Raw genomic sequence first — 16,263 nt, forward strand, 5'->3', positions numbered from 1 at the left:
TATTAAAATGGAATTATATAATTGGAAGATATTAGTTGCATCGCTTTTTCATGAAGATATTTTTGAATCTCAAAGGGTCAAAGAACTTGAAATTGCGATCTCGCAGAAGGGTTATGATGTAATAAAATCTCGCGCCATCTCACATGTTGAGAACTTATGTGGTAAATTTAGAAATATTGCAGGTGTTGTTATTGATTGGGATATAAGCAAAGATCCTCTTAACAAAGAGGAACAAATAATAAGTCTCAGAGAGCATTTCCCTGACTTACCAATATTTCTCATTTCTGAAACCATACGATCAGAGTCTTTACCAACAAAACTACTAGCCACCTTAAACTCTTACTATTGGCTTGATGATGACACCTTATCATTTTTATCGGGTCGTATTACTCACCAAGTAGATAATTATGTAAATAAACAATATCCTCCATTCTTTGGGGCACTAGTTTCTTATGTAAACAATTATAAATATGCCTGGCATACTCCTGGACATATGGGTGGAGAGGGATTTCTTAAAAGTCCTTCAGGCACCGCTTTCTACAACTTCTACGGCGAAAATACCATGCGATCGGATTTATCCATATCAGTACCTGAACTAGGTTCTCTTTTAGATCACAGTGGCGTAGTTAAGGAAGCTGAAGAGCTTGCTGCCAAAACTTTTAATTCGGACCAAACCTATTTCATTCTTAATGGTACATCAACAGTAAATCAAGTCATTTGGAGAAGTCGAGTGATACCTGGTGACATATCTTTAGTAGATAGAAATTGTCACAAGTCACTAAATTATGCGATGGTTATCACCCATGCAAAACCAATGTATCTCTGTCCTGTAAGAAATGGCATCGGGATCATTGGACCTGTACCATTAAAAGAGATGACATCTAATCGAATATCACAAAAAAGAGAAGAGTCTACTCTTCTTGTAGAAGCGGATAAAGATAAAGGTATTCGCATGTCTGCAATTACAAATTCCACATACGATGGGCTAGCATACAATGTCAAAAAAATAAAAGAAACCTTAGGACCAAATGTAGAAGGGATGCACTTTGATGAAGCATGGTATGCATACGCTCGATTCCATCCTATTTATGACGGTTTTTACGGAATGACTCCTGATCAAAATGAAGAAATGCCTCCTGTATTCACCTCTCATTCCACTCATAAGCTTTTGAATGCTTTTTCACAAGGATCAATGCTCCATATCAAAAATGGAGATAATGAAAAAATTGACCCTGTCGAGTTTAATGAGGCCTACATGATGCATGGGTCCACTTCTCCAAACTATCCGATGATAGCCTCACTAGATGTTTCTTCCCAGATGATGCATAATCACGGGGAACAGATGAGTAACGATAACATAATTGATGCCATTATACTTCGACAAGAGATAATGAAAATTCAACGTCAGGCTCATGACGAGAAATCATGGTTCTTTCAGACATGGCAAAGAGATGTATGGAAAAAACAGAACTTTGAAAGTATTGATCCTCAATCGCTATCATATGATAAAGAGTTTTGGCTACTACAACCAGGTGAAGAATGGCATGGTTTTGAGTTAGACGATGCGAATTATGTTATGCTAGATCCAATCAAGATTACATTTCTAACACCTGGGGTGGATATAAATGGTAATTTTGAAGAGAATGGTATACCTGCTAGTATCGTCACGGACTACCTTATTGACAAAGGTGTAGTAGCTGAAAAGACAGATACGTACTCCTTCTTAATGCTCCACTCTTACGGAACAACTAGAGGAAAACATGGGGAACTGATTACAGCTCTACTTCAATTCCAAAGAGATTATGATCACAATAGACCATTAGAAGAGGTGTTTCCTGAGTTAGTAAAAAAATGCCCAAACAAATACGAATCGATGGGCTTAAAAGATTTATGCGAAGCATTACATCGTTTCTATAAAGAGCATGACTTTCTAAATCAGCTTCATCGTGCATTTGAGACGCTACCAAAACAAGTAATGCAACCCTCAAAAGCATATGAAGAGGTTGTAAAAAAGAATGTCGAATTTGTATATCTAGATGAAATGATGAATCGAATACCAGCAGTGATGCTTGTTCCCTACCCTCCTGGAATTCCTGTTATGATGGGGGGAGAGATATTGGATAACAGTAGTAAATCAATACACACCTATCTGTCCATACTTGAATTATATGAAAACTCTTTTCCTGGTTATGAAAAAGATATTCACGGAGTAGAAAGAGATATTAAGGATAATAAAATACGTTATAAAGTAATTTGTATTAAATAATAGTAGTAAATTTAATCTATGGTATCACTTTTGATACCATAGGTTTTTATTATTCATATGAGCGAAAAGAAAATTATCTGGATATCCATAGTAAGTGCTATTGCTTTTTCTCTTGTTGGGATTATTTGGGGTACAATTTCTGGGTCTGCAATGATAATATTTGATGGGGTTTATTCTTTTGTAAGTGTTATACTTAGCCTACTATCACTGATTGTTGCAAATTCATTAAACAAAGAAGGCACCTCAGAACACTTTCCTGTCGGAAAGGCACACTTAGAGCCTTTTCTTATTGTATTTAAATCGCTTGTATTGATAACAACATGTATCTACTCGATATCTAACGGCATAGTGGATATTATGAGTGGAGGTCATTTAGTAAACCCTACCCAAACCATAACGTATTCGGTTATTTCAACGATTGGTTGCTGGTCTACCTTACATTATATTAGGAAAAAGAACAAAGCTATACAATCTAATATTGTACAGATTGAGGGAGATCAATGGTATGGAGACACACTATTAAGCATTGGCGTATTAGTTGGGTTTGGGATTTCAGAGTTATTAGGACTACTAGGTTTTAATCAAGTGCTATACTACGTCGATTCGACTCTTGTAATATTAGCTTCATCTTTCTTTATTTTAATTCCAGTAAAATCTTTATGGATCCATGGTAAAGAGATGATGCTCCTAGCCCCTCACAAAAAATATGTAACCCCTTTTGTGAAAGTTGCCAATCAATTATGCGAAGAACTCAATGCAGATGACTACGATATAAGTGTGGTAAAACAAGGACAAGAATTATATGTAGAATGTACATTCTCTTTTCTTCGTGATCAAACTTTTTCATTATCAGAGATTGATGATATCAAGCATAGAATACAAACTCCTTTCCAAAAAAAATATAATGTTGTAGTAGTGTTAGATTTGATAATTTCCACTCCGAAATTAAACCAATAACCTAGATCTACTTTTTCCTGCAAACCTACCTCCCATTACATATTCTTTAAATCCATTGCAATTATTAAAAAGGATCAATTTGAGACAGCTCAGTGCATAATAACAGACCAAATGAGTTGTAATACCTTAATTACGATTAACCAGACATCTACAAATCAATTATTGATATTTAACTCAGTATCGATAAATCAATTATTGATATTTAGCCCAGCGTCGATAAATCAATTATTGATATTTAACCCAGCGTCGATAAATCAATTATTGATATTTAACCCAGCGTCGATAAATCAATTATTGACATTTAACCCAGCGTCGATAAATCAATTATTGACTCAAACATATAATATTGATAATGTGATGTTTGCTTTTTTACCAACACACCAAACATCCATATTGAGTTAATATTTAATAGATTATACTCACCCCTCTGAGTCAATTACCGAACATATAACAGAGAGATCACTCCTGTCTATCCCAGTTCAAAGACGGATTAAATACGGTTCGAATACGGTGATCATTTAATGTCTATTCAAAGTCTGATCTAAGTTGATTCAATAACTTTGGTAAAATTACGAAGGAACTATGAACGAAGTATGAGGTAACTATGAAAGAGCACCGTTTCCGAACCGTTTTAGAACCGTCTTCGACTCGTTTTTGATTAAAGCTATGGTGTTACTGATTCAGAGATAAAATGACATTGACCATGATCAAATTAAAGAGTAATCATAATACGAAACCATTGAACTTTTCAGTTTTTTCATCTAATTAATTATATTTCGCAGACAAACTATCAATATCTGTTCTAATTAGACACACCTAAAATCGTCTTACATTATCTTTTTATCAGAATAGATGTGAATATTAATAAAAATTAACACTAAGCTTCTTCTTTATTTAATTTATAATAAAGAAGATAAACTCCTATGATTTTAAACACAATTCATCAAGAGTTATTTAATATAACTCCTATTGAATGGGAATTACGAGACCATAAAGTGACAAATGTCATAATAGCTTACATATTTTAAATTTAAGATCAAATAGAATAACACTTTAAAACTTTTTTAAACAACTAACTACAAACATGACTTTTTACCACAGGCAACTATTTCATTTAAAGTATATTTACACTAGAGACATTGAAACCAACACTAACTTTTAAAATTTATTTTATATGAAAAAACTTTATTGTCTTACCATCTTTATGATGGTGTTAAGCCTAATGGTGAATGGTCAAAATCGTTATCTACCATTTGCAAAACAATTGAAATCAACAGATGCTGTTGAACAGACTATTTTACCTGAAAGAGAAGTAAAAGAGCTCTCAGATGGAACAATAGAAGTTACGTACTATTTCAAAGGTGCGGAGGTCGTTGACAAAGAGGTATTAGAAGACCCTTACACATTTCTACACATTAAAGGATTTGGTCAATTAGGGCAGGTTGGAGCGCCAGCTCTACCGATGCGTAACGATCATTTTGCTCTATCCAAAATGGATCAAGCTAGTGTTGAACTAGTAGATGCAAAATTTATGGAATACCCGAATTTTATGGTTCATCCTGCTTTAGAGCCTGCACGTGATACACAAGGTGCTCCAGAACCAGAATTCGAGAAAGATGCAGCAGTATATCAAAAGAATGCATTTTTTCCCTCTACAAATGTTTCAATCTCAATGAACCAAATAATGAGGGAAGTACGAATCGCTTCAGTAAAGATTTGTCCAGTACAGTTTAACCCTGTAACTAGAACGTTAAGAGTTTATTCGAAACTTGTTTATCGTTTTCATAAAGGATCTAAAAAAACTTATACTTCTCTAGATCAAAGGGCAGTTGATGTACTAAAAGCAGATTTAATAAATCCAGATCAATTAGAGCACAGTGCTAGTGGAGGATTAAAAGAGGTATCAGCAGATGCAAAGGATTACATCATTATCACTCATAGTAGTTTTGACCAAGCAGCAAAAAAATTAGCGGCATGGAAGTCTAGCTTAGGATATAAGGTGGATCTAGTATCTCAGGACACATGGACATCTGCACAAGTCAGAACAGAGATTGCAGATCGTTATCGAGAGTGGAATCCAAAGCCTAAGTATTACGTGATTATTGGGGATGTACAATTTGTTCCATCGATGAATTTCAAAGCCCTTCGTGGAGAAGATTTTGTCAGTGACCTTTACTATTCCTGTATGGATGGTGCAGATGACTTTACGCCAGATATGGCAAGAGGACGTTTATCTGTAGCGAGTGCAGCTCAAGCAAATATTGTAGTGGACAAGATTATTAAATATGAGAAAGATCCAGTAAAAGATGCAAGCTTTTATCAAAATGGGGTTAATTGTGCTCAATTTCAAGATGATGAAAGAGATGGCTATGCTACTAGACGCTTCTGTCATACTAGTGAGGATATTAGGAATCATGTGATTGATCAAGGCTATGATGTTCAACGTATCTATTATACTGATGCAAATGTCACTCCAACTCATTTTAATAATGGTTATTTTTCGAATGGAGAAGCAATCCCACAAGAACTTCTACGAGCAAATGGTTTTAAATGGGATGGCGACGTGGATGATATTGTAAGCTCTATTAACAGTGGTAAATTCTATGTATTCCATAGAGATCATGGATATGCAGGTGGCTATGGATGGGCTCACCCTGAATTTTTAACAAGTCAGATGGGACGTCTTCATAATGGAGATAAACTTCCTGTAGTATTCTCAATAAATTGCCACACAGGTGAATTCTCATTAAAAGAATGTTTTGCTGAGAAATTCTTGAGACTTAAAGATGCTGGAGCTGTTGCTGTTTTTGGAGCATCATACTATTCCCTTTCTGGACCAAACGATGGCTTGTCTATCGGAATGGTTGAATCAATTTGGCCTAATCCAGGTATCTTACCATCATTTGGTAGAGGTAGTGCAGCGAACAATCCACCTGCACAAGGTTTTAATAACGCAACAACCACGCTAGGGGATGTTCTTAATTTAGGACTTTTAAGAATGAACCAGACGTGGGCACCGAGTCAGAATTATTTACTATACACATATCGATTATTCCATCTTTTCGGAGATCCTTCAATGAGAATGTGGACACAAAAACCTTCGATTCTCAAAGCGACATTACCAACTGATGTCTCTATCGGGACAAGTAGTATCAATATCAATGGGGTAAATAAAGAAGACGCATTAGTTACTCTTACAGTGGATGGTAAACTAATCAGTAAGCAAAGAGTTAGTGGTGGTAATGCAACACTGCGCTTTAGTTCAATAATTGAAGGGAGAAAAGCAGTAGTTACAGTTAGTAAGATAAATTGTCGTCCTGTTTATAAGAGTTATACTCTTCAACAAACAGCTCCTACAACCAACTTCAAAATGCTAGAAACGAGCCCAATCATGGGTAATAGTGCTATTATTCATTTTATTGCTGATTGTGAAGGAGAGGTAACAAGTTATCTTTGGAACTTTGGAAGTACAACTATTCAATTTATGGATGATACAGACGAGACTTCTGCAAACCCAGTGGTCAAATATCTTGAAAAAGGAAGTTATGATGTATCCTTAAAAGCAACAAATGATTATGGAAGTAATACGCATACTATATCTGATGCTGTTCAATTAGTTGAAGGTATGCCTGCAGCGTCTTGTACCAATACAACGAAGTACCTTTCAAGAGAGTATGAGTTTGGTATCTATAAAGTTCAAATTGGATCTAAATATGTACTTTCTGAAAGTAGCTATACTGAAAAAGGGTATAAAGACCATACAGATAAAGGTGTATTTAAGATTACATCCAAAAAGGTTAATATAGAGGTTACTGTTGGTACTAAATATAGTGAAAACATTGCTATTTTTATAGATAGGGATAATAACGGAATATTTAGTGAAGCTGAACGTGTAGCTATAGTAGGAGAAGTTAAGGGAAAACAGACATTGTCTTTTAATGTTGATAATCATTTCTTAGGCAATCAGAAGCTACGAATGCGTGTTATTTCCGACTATTATAAGAATGCGATCACAACTGCATGTCAAGACCTTAGCTATGGTCAGTCGGAGGATTTCATTATTGAAGTAAGTTCCAATCTACCTGTAGTCGAAACAATTGCCAATCCAGAAGTTTATGATGACAATGTGGTTGTAGGCATGAGAATTACAGCCTCTGGAGGTTCAAGTATTATTGAACAAGGTGTTGTTGTTTCAGAAAGCTCAGCACCAACTGTAGATGACACGAAGTTTGATGCGCCTAAACCATATAAGATGGCAGCTCGAGTAATATTGGAAGGACTAGAATCAAATACTAAATATTATGCAAGAGCATATGCTATTAATGGTTCTGGGATTAATTATGGTGCAGAAGTTACCTTCACAACGAAGAGACAGATAAAAGCAGCACCTAAACACCATGCAAGTAAATTCATTGAATTGGAACATGGTCAAACTTCAGCAACGTTATCTTGGGGTAATAGCTCTTATGAGATACCCGATGGTTATGTGATTAAGTGGGGAACTAATAGTTATTCTATTGCATCTCCTATAAATGGACAAGAGGATGTTACAGATACTAAATTAGTGACTAATGATCAAATGGAAACGACAATAACAGGTTTAACACCTAATACGAATTACTATTTTAAAATCTATCCATTCAATAATAGAGGTAGAGATATTCGTTATTATATTGGAGGTTCTGTTCCAACAACTTTAGTGAAGACAGATGATGCTCTTACTTACGGATCTCTATCAGGACAAGGGTTGAGTGCAATATACAAAACAGTATTTAACACCATCGATAATACAAGTAGTCGCACAGTAGGATACAATGATTTCTTACACCTATTCACGACTGTAAAAGCTAACATGACATATAAACTAGAAGTTGGCGTAAACAATATCTATGTGGACGAATTCTGGACTTATGTATGGATTGATTGGGATCATGATGGTTCTTTTGAAACAAGCGAAAGGTATACCTTAGGAACCGTTTCAGGTGAGAAAAAGATAATATCTAAGTATATTCAAGTTCCTTACAATGCTACTGCTGGTAGCTGTAGAATGAGAATAGTTTATGCATGGAATAATAATACAGTAAAAGCGACAGGTTCATTAAGTTACTTTAATGCTGAAGATTATACCATTAATATAAACGCTAATGATTCTTATGGAATTAACTTCAGAGATAACATCCAAGATAATATGGATAAATCCGTGACAATTGAAGGAATTCGTATCTATCCAAATCCTGCGAGAACAGAAGTTCACATTGTATTAGAGAATGCTCCTGAAAAACGTATTTCAGCAGATATTATTGATATGTCAGGAAAAACAATTCACCAAGTTTATCTAGACAGACAAGATAATCTCATTACATTAGACCTTCCATCAGGTATCTATTTCTTCAAAATAAACATGTATGGCAAAGAGACATTACATAAACTGATGATAAAATAATTTTTCTTATTTACTTAAAAAGAGAGGGCAATTCCCTCTCTTTTTAAAATTGAATTTTAATGAGAATGTTTCGCTTCTCCCTTTTTCATATCTGAGAGTAAATAAAAAGCACCATTAAGGACGACCTCAGAATTAGCTGATAGAGGCTTTGAAAGTTGAATCCCCAAATACTTATTCTGTTTTTGGGTTACAATTACTTCAATCATATCAAATGCCCACTTTTCATCATAAACAGACGAAATTTCACCATTCTCTATTTTGGATACTTCATCTTTCTCATGCGATTGAATTTTCTTAGAAACATCTCTATTCAGAACAAAGATATACGACTTACCAGACTGCTGCACAACGGCAGATTCGGGCACTGAAGAGATCATTTCTCCCCCAATCAATATATCTCCATACACATACCCATCAACCTTCAATGATGGATCTTTTTGATCTATAGTAGAATGAATAATTATCGTTTTACTTCCCTTATCCAGCTCTTTACCTATTGAAAAGATCTCGCCAGTAAGCTCAATATTTGGATTTGTTGTTGCTCTTAATCTAACTTTCAGATTCGGTTTAATATATCTAACATCCTTTTCATACACCTTAAGATCTGCATGGAGGTTATCTGTATCAAAGACATTCGCAATATGACTATTCGCGTCAATAAATTCACCCAATTTCACTTTAACATTCCCAATATAACCAGATATTGGGGCTAATATTTTAAGTGTACTATATATATACCCTGTTTGAATTCGATCCACATTAAAGCCTAACATCTCCAACTGAATTTTCTGTCCTTTGTAACTTGCAAATAATGATTTATATTGGGCAGTGGCTTTCTGATATTGTTTACCTGATGCAACATCATTCTGAAAAAGTATTTTTTGTCTATCTAACTCTTTCTTTAAAAAGGTAAGCTTATTATAATTTTCAAGAAAAGTTTGCTGTATGGTAATAATATTAGGATCCGAAAGTATAATCAGTACTTGACCTTTCCGAACTTTTTGTCCTTCCATCACCAATATTTGTTTTATTCGACCACCAATATAAGTTGTTATTTCAGCTTTTTGTGATGGAGAGATCACTAATCGTCCGTTGGTTATTAAAGTTCCTGTCATCACTCTATCAACGATTTTTCCAATCTTTAATTCAATGGCATCTCTTTGTGTTTTACTTAATACCGCCATCCCTTCAGTCATTTCATGATCATCATGTAGTTCTTCTTGTTCTTGAACTGAAACAGGCTTGTTAATGCCAGTACATCCATATAGGCACAAAAAGAATATAGCCCCTAAGGCTGTTATATAATATGATATTTTCTTCATAATCGATTAATTTTAACAATTATATTATTTTTGTCCTGTGATATATTTTAATGTCGCGATCACATTCATATAAGACAGAAATGATTCCAAGTAACGCTCTTTTGTATCAATACTTGTATCAATATTCTGAACAAACTCAACATACCCTATTTCACCAGTGCGATATGCCAATTGGGTAGCTTTAATCTGCTCTTCAATCAGTGGTAATGCCTGATGCTGATAATAAGACTGCACGTCTCTTAAAGTTTCGTATTGAATCTGCATCTTTGTGTACAATGTCCGATTATCAAGTAATTGTGTTTGATAGTTCTCCTTCGCAATTTGCATATTCACTCTAGCTGCTTTAGATCGTGCTAATTGGCCACTAAACAATGGTATGGATATTCCAACCTCATATCCAAAATACCCTTTCAATCCATTTACACTTTGATTTTTATATGATGCATTTATTTTTGGCAAGAATTGGATTTTTTGATTTTTATAATTGTTAGATGCTCGATCAATTTTTTTTGAAGCCAAATTTAATGAGGAGTTAAACAGAGTGTCTTCCTTAAAATAGTTGAACGAGGAGGAGGTTGACTCAACATTAAATAGTTCATCTAACATTAAAAATTGGTTTAAATCTTGAAATGCAACATCACGTTCCCCTTTAATTGACTGTATACTTAATTGTAACTCTTGATATTTAGTCATGGCAGATATATAATCAAGCTTCGAAGTTTCTTGAGTTTCATACTTAATTTTTGCAGCATTGACAAATCCTTTATAGATACTATCTAGACCTGCATACAACTCAACCTTCATATTACTATATAATAATCTATTATAAGCTCTTGACATTCGAAGTATGACTTGATCCTCCACGAGTTTAGATGACGCTTGTGCGACATCAACATTTGCTTTCAATAGCTTCTTCTTAGAAGATATTGTGAAAATATCAATATTTGACTGAGTAACTGCAATATTAGTAACTGACCCTGGAGAACTATTATTGGTTTCATCTTTTGATGTTGATATTATAGTAGAACCAAAATCCCAAGCAGTCTGCTTTAATTCTTCTTGTTGCTTAATTTGTAATTGTGCTGCTTTTATTTGTGGGTAGTTCTGTTTTGTTATTTCGATAGCTTTATCAAGATTAATTGTTTTTTCTTGTGCGTAGATATCTGTGGTTCCAAAACTAAATGTAAAAAACAGTACACAACCAGTAACCACAACGTTCTTTGATATTCTCTTCAACGATCTTTTCGACGTCATTATTAATTGATATAGTACAGGTAATACTAAGAGGGTTAGTAAGGTCGCTGAGATCATTCCTCCAATAACTACCGTCGCCAAAGGACGCTGAACCTCAGCACCAGCAGATGTTGAGATAGCCATTGGCAAGAACCCAAGGATATCGGTTGAAGCAGTTAGAATGATTGGACGAATACGACGAGTTGCTCCTTTAAGTATAAGATCTTTTATACTTCGATTTCCTTGCTCATAAAGTTCATTCAACCCCCCAATTAAGACAAGTCCATTCATTACAGCAACACCAAACAGCACGATAAATCCTACTCCTGCAGAGATACTAAATGGTAAATCTCTAAGATATAACGAAAAGATTCCTCCCACAGCAGATAGCGGTATTGCAACATAGATCATCAAAGTTTGTTTAAACGACTTTACAGCTACATAAACTAATAAAAAGATAATTGCAAGAGCTATTGGCACAACAACTTTTAACCTATTGGTTGCACGCTGAAGGTTTTCGAAAGCCCCACCATAGCGTATAAAATAGCCAGAAGGAAGCATAAGTTCTGCATCAAGTTTTTGTTGGATTTCTTTAACGAGAGACTTCACATCACGATCTCGAACATTCACTCCAACATAGGTTCTTCGATTGGTATTATCACGACTAACTTGCATAGGACCCGATCTATAACTCACATCAGCAATCTCTTTTAATGGAACTTGTTGTCCATTATCCAAATCTATATTTAGATTTTGAACATTATTTATATCCTTTCGATATAACTTATCAAGACGTACAACAATATCAAAACATTTTTCGCCTTCATAAACAACTCCAGCTACTTTACCGCCAAATGCAGTAGAGACAATCTCATTTAGTTTTCTTATATCAAGACCATATTGAGCGATTTTCTCTCTATCATATTGAATTGTAATCTGAGGCAATCCTTGTGTTGCTTCAGCCCTTAAATCTCCAACACCAGAGATATTAGCAATTAATTTTTCAATCTCAGCTGCCTTCTGTGACAATATCTGAAGATCTTCACCATATATTTTAATCGCAAGATCCTCTCTAATACCTGTCAACAATTCATTAAATCGCATTTCTACGGGTTGTGAAAACTCATAGTTAACCCCAGGAATAGAAGTAACAGTCTCTTTAAACATTTTAACCAAGGTCTCTTTATCCTTTGTTGCGGTCCATTCACTAGGAGGATTAAGTATCACAAAACTATCTCCAATATCCATTGGCATTGGATCCGTCGGAATATCAGCTACACCAATTCTTGTCTGGATTGAATTAATTTCATCAGGAAATTTATTAAGCAATAACTTTTCCACTTTTGTCGAAGTAGAAACGAGCTCAGTTAAGGCTGTACCTGGTTGCATCAGAATATGTAATGCAATATTTCCTTCATCCAATTGAGGAATAAACTCTCCTCCCATTTTACTAAATGTAAATAACGAAACAATCAACAAAGCGAAAGACGATCCTATAATTGCTTTGGTGTTTCTAAGCGCCCGTTCTAATATTGGTCTATATATATTCTCTAAGGCAAGAACAATTCTATCACCAATACTTTTTTTCTCACTTTTCGGTGCCCGAAGAAAAAGGGAGCACATCATTGGAATATAGGTTAAACATAAAATCAGAACACCGATTATAGCAAATCCGAATGTCAAAGCCATCGGTCTAAACATCTTCCCTTCGATTCCACCAAGTACCATAATGGGAATAAAGACAATCATAATAATAATTTGGCCGAAGAATGCAGAATTCATCATCGTACTTGAGGATTTGAACGACAATTGATCCCTTTCCTGTGCCGACAACTTCTTTCCTATAAGCTGTTTTTCATGAAGATAAAACACCATTGATTCAACAATAATAACTGCACCATCAATTAATATACCAAAATCTATTGCGCCTAAACTCATCAAGTTAGCCCAAACACCAAAGATATACATCATTATAAAAGCAAATAACAATGATAAAGGGATGGTCGAAGCAACAATAAGTCCCCCTCTTACATTCCCGAGAATTAATACCAATACAAAAATAACAATCAGAGCACCTAAAGCTAAATTCTCAGCAACAGTAGATGTTGTCTTTTTAATCATCTCACTTCGATCCAGAAATGGAACAATCGTCACCCCTTTTGGAAGAGATTTCTGAATTAGGGCTATTTTATCTTTTACTGTCGTTATTACCTTATTAGAATTAGCACCTTTTAACATCATTACAATACCACCAACGGCTTCACCCTTACCGTTTCGTGTAAATGCTCCATAACGAATTGCATCTCCATATTTTACCGTTGCAATATCCCTTATAAAGACAGGAGAATCATCTTTAATACCTATTACTACATTACGTATATCATCTAACGATTTAATTAAACCTTCTCCTCGAATGTAGTTTACTTTATAATTCTTCTCAATATATGCACCACCCGTATTTTGATTATTTCGATTCACCGCTTCAAACACATCTGACATAGAAATCCCAACACTTTGAAGTCTTTGAGGATCAATTGCAATTTCATACTGTTTAGTGTATCCACCGAAAGAGTTTACTTCAACAACACCTGGAGTCATTGACATCTGTCTTTTCACAATCCAATCTTGGATTGTGCGAAGCCTTTGTGGGGTAAATTCCGACTCATACCCTTCTCCTACTTCCAATGTGTATTGATAAATCTCTCCAAGCCCCGTACTAATTGGAGCCATAAATGGTTCACCAAAACCTTTAGGAATATCATCTTTAACCTTAGTTAACGCCTCACTCACTAATTGTCTTGGCAAATATGTCCCCATATCATCTTTAAAGACAATAGTTACAACAGAGAGTCCGAAACGAGAAACAGAACGTAATTCAGTTACATTAGGAAGATTAGACATCGACAATTCAACTTGATATGTAACAAACTTTTCGATATCTTCTGTCCCTAAATTAGGAGCAACTGTGATTACTTGAACCTGGTTATTCGTTATATCAGGAGTTGCATCAAGTGGTATATTTTTCATTGAATAAAGCCCGGTGACAATCATTACCAGTGTCATCAGGGCAATAAAAAACTTATTCTTTATTGAAAAAGATATAATTTTATCTATCATCATCTTTCATCTTATCATTATATATTGGTAATCCTAGATAGAAACAGTAGCATACAAAAACGATTTGATGCAAACTACCCTTATATCTAGAGAATACATTTCCTTAGACATTAGAAGTTATAGAAAAAACTTCCACATAGGAGCCAATAGGGTAGCCATAATTTGGGGATCCTGTTAGCACCTATGGATTAGATAATCAAATGTGGAGGACCTCTTCTTGATTCACAAGAAGAGATGATAGAATCAAACAGATTATATTTTAAACAGAAGTAAAATTGTCGTTTAGAAGTATCCCCTAGAAGTGGGAAACGCAAGACTAATAATATAAAAACTAAAGCATAAAGAACAAATGGAAAGAGTGCAGTTACCTTATTTCGGATATCCTCAAAAAAAACCTGCTCCAATGCAAGACAACTTTGGTTTTCAGAAGTATTAAAATGGTTACATTCATTAGATACTCGTTCAACGTTCGGATTAAGATTCAATATACTAGCATCATTAGCAGTATGATTATGAAACTCAGAAACCCCATAGTAATGATGATGATGAGGAACAATCATATGAAGAAGTATAACTACTCCAGCCAAGTAGATACACCACAGATTCCATATATATTTTTTATTTGCTTTCATCATCATAACATGTATACTTTATCAAAGGTACTCAATTCTTACTGCAACTGAGTTGCAAAACATATCTACGACCAAGGTTTCAGTTTGCTTATCGTAAAATTATCAGTAATTCATATTGAACAGTTATCACAGAGTCCACGTACAATAACCTCACATTGATCCAATACAAAGTTATTAGGAAGTGTAACCTCAGGGGTGGGACTGTTTGGAAAACAGTAAGAATGGTGACACTTCAAACAAGTAAAGTGAACACAAGAATTATCGTTTTCATCCATAACAATATCCCATAATGCATATTTTGTATGGCCACCCGCCATCCCCACTTCATGTACAATTTTCTTTTCAATAAATAAACGAATGGTACGAAAAAGAGTTGAACGATCAATATCGTCTAAATCTGTCTCCAAATCTGTTAATGATAATGCATATTGATGCTGGTAAAAATAGTTCATTACAGACAAACGAATATTAGTAACCCGCACCTCTTTTTCTTCTAAAAAAGCTTTCATTATTGTATCGTTCATTCTATATTCTTTTTTTGATTGAAATGAAGTCTATATTTTACTTTTGACAAAACACGCAGTTGGCGTTTTGAAGGACACTGTTGTGCACAACCAATCAATACCCTTACATATCTTTTCTGAGCAGCTTTTTGGTCCGAATAAATTTGAGCAATCGGAAATGGATACCACTGATTTGATGAATATAATTTCTCATCAATATAAAAAGGAGGAGCTTTTGCACCATAAACATCTGGCATTGGTGGTTGGGCAGGGTATATCAATAAATTATCGTACGTTACATATACAACCTCCATTATCTCAATACTAGGTTTAGAATCCCATGGTATTTCAAAAAGATCATTTCTCATTGGAAGAGCTGGTGATCCCTTTCTCCCCATTTTGCCCAAACCTGGAACATGCATGTAATACATCTCTCCGACTGGACTCTCTTTGCGTACTACTTTACCACCAAAAAGTTTATAAGTTACATCAATATGATCTGTAAAGATCTTTCTTTCTCCTATGGGTTCTTTATAAACTTCATCAGTAGCTAATTGAGGTTTTAATGCTGAGATATAACTACTTTCTTTGTAGTCTTGTGTAATTCCACAGGATGAGAAGTAAACTACTACTCCCATGATTAAAAGCATTCGTTGAACAATTTGATTGAAAAACATAGTTTGATAATATATAAATTTATGAAACAAGGTAATAAAAAAAGATCTATAATCTATTGAATAGGTCTGTTTGATTCTCACAATAAGCTTCAAATAGATCAACGTCCAAAAGA

The 16,263-nt window shown here is 34.7% G+C and carries 8 protein-coding genes; 3 read left to right on the plus strand and 5 right to left on the minus strand.

All coding sequences use genetic code 11. The features are described 5' to 3' along the window. Positions 1 to 7: 7 nt before the first annotated feature. From K5X82_03825 to K5X82_03835, 3 genes are all read left to right on the plus strand, one after another. Positions 8 to 2,266, plus strand: coding sequence for a hypothetical protein (locus K5X82_03825; GenBank protein ID QZT38035.1), 2,259 nt, complete (start codon positions 8 to 10; stop codon positions 2,264 to 2,266). A 57-nt stretch (positions 2,267 to 2,323) separates the two neighbouring features. Beyond that, positions 2,324 to 3,223 (plus strand): cation transporter, encoded by a 900-nt coding sequence (locus K5X82_03830; protein QZT38036.1) that lies wholly within the window; start codon positions 2,324 to 2,326, stop codon positions 3,221 to 3,223. A gap of 1,174 nt (positions 3,224 to 4,397) precedes the next feature. Further along, positions 4,398 to 8,666: a T9SS type A sorting domain-containing protein gene (locus K5X82_03835; protein QZT38037.1), complete on the plus strand. Its 4,269-nt coding sequence runs from the start codon at positions 4,398 to 4,400 to the stop codon at positions 8,664 to 8,666. 56 nt (positions 8,667 to 8,722) lie between these two features. On the opposite strand, the gene K5X82_03840 is transcribed toward K5X82_03835, so the two are convergent. The 5 genes from K5X82_03840 to K5X82_03860 form a co-directional block, all read right to left on the minus strand. Further along, entirely contained in the window at positions 8,723 to 9,988 is a 1,266-nt protein-coding gene (locus K5X82_03840; GenBank protein ID QZT38038.1) for an efflux RND transporter periplasmic adaptor subunit, read from the minus strand. A gap of 24 nt (positions 9,989 to 10,012) precedes the next feature. Next, positions 10,013 to 14,338 carry a CusA/CzcA family heavy metal efflux RND transporter gene (locus K5X82_03845; GenBank protein ID QZT39078.1) on the minus strand — a complete coding sequence of 1,442 codons (4,326 nt, stop codon included), beginning with the start codon at positions 14,336 to 14,338 and terminating at the stop codon, positions 10,013 to 10,015. Between the two features lie 188 nt (positions 14,339 to 14,526). Next, positions 14,527 to 14,976, minus strand: a complete 450-nt coding sequence (locus K5X82_03850; GenBank protein ID QZT38039.1) for a hypothetical protein — start codon at positions 14,974 to 14,976, stop codon at positions 14,527 to 14,529. A 104-nt stretch (positions 14,977 to 15,080) separates the two neighbouring features. Continuing rightward, complete coding sequence (locus K5X82_03855) at positions 15,081 to 15,494, minus strand: transcriptional repressor (protein ID QZT38040.1); 414 nt, start codon at positions 15,492 to 15,494, stop codon at positions 15,081 to 15,083. Beyond that, positions 15,491 to 16,111, minus strand: a complete 621-nt coding sequence (locus tag K5X82_03860) for a hypothetical protein (GenBank protein ID QZT38041.1) — start codon at positions 16,109 to 16,111, stop codon at positions 15,491 to 15,493. Before K5X82_03860 ends, K5X82_03855 begins: the two co-directional genes overlap by 4 nt. Between the last annotated feature and the right edge of the window lie 152 nt (positions 16,112 to 16,263).

It is taken from the genome of Prolixibacteraceae bacterium (genome assembly GCA_019856515.1).
Classification (GTDB): domain Bacteria; phylum Bacteroidota; class Bacteroidia; order Bacteroidales; family Prolixibacteraceae; genus Halosquirtibacter; species Halosquirtibacter xylanolyticus.

Excerpts from the sequence above, each read along its gene's own strand:
- K5X82_03825 (QZT38035.1), top strand. The coding sequence starts at position 8 with ATGGAATTATATAATTGGAAGATATTAGTTGCATCGCTTTTTCATGAA.
- K5X82_03830 (QZT38036.1), top strand. The coding sequence starts at position 2,324 with ATGAGCGAAAAGAAAATTATCTGGATATCCATAGTAAGTGCTATTGCT.
- K5X82_03835 (QZT38037.1), top strand. The coding sequence starts at position 4,398 with ATGAAAAAACTTTATTGTCTTACCATCTTTATGATGGTGTTAAGCCTA.
- K5X82_03840 (QZT38038.1), bottom strand. The coding sequence starts at position 9,988 with ATGAAGAAAATATCATATTATATAACAGCCTTAGGGGCTATATTCTTT.
- K5X82_03845 (QZT39078.1), bottom strand. The coding sequence starts at position 14,338 with ATGATAGATAAAATTATATCTTTTTCAATAAAGAATAAGTTTTTTATT.
- K5X82_03850 (QZT38039.1), bottom strand. The coding sequence starts at position 14,976 with ATGATGATGAAAGCAAATAAAAAATATATATGGAATCTGTGGTGTATC.
- K5X82_03855 (QZT38040.1), bottom strand. The coding sequence starts at position 15,494 with ATGAACGATACAATAATGAAAGCTTTTTTAGAAGAAAAAGAGGTGCGG.
- K5X82_03860 (QZT38041.1), bottom strand. The coding sequence starts at position 16,111 with ATGGGAGTAGTAGTTTACTTCTCATCCTGTGGAATTACACAAGACTAC.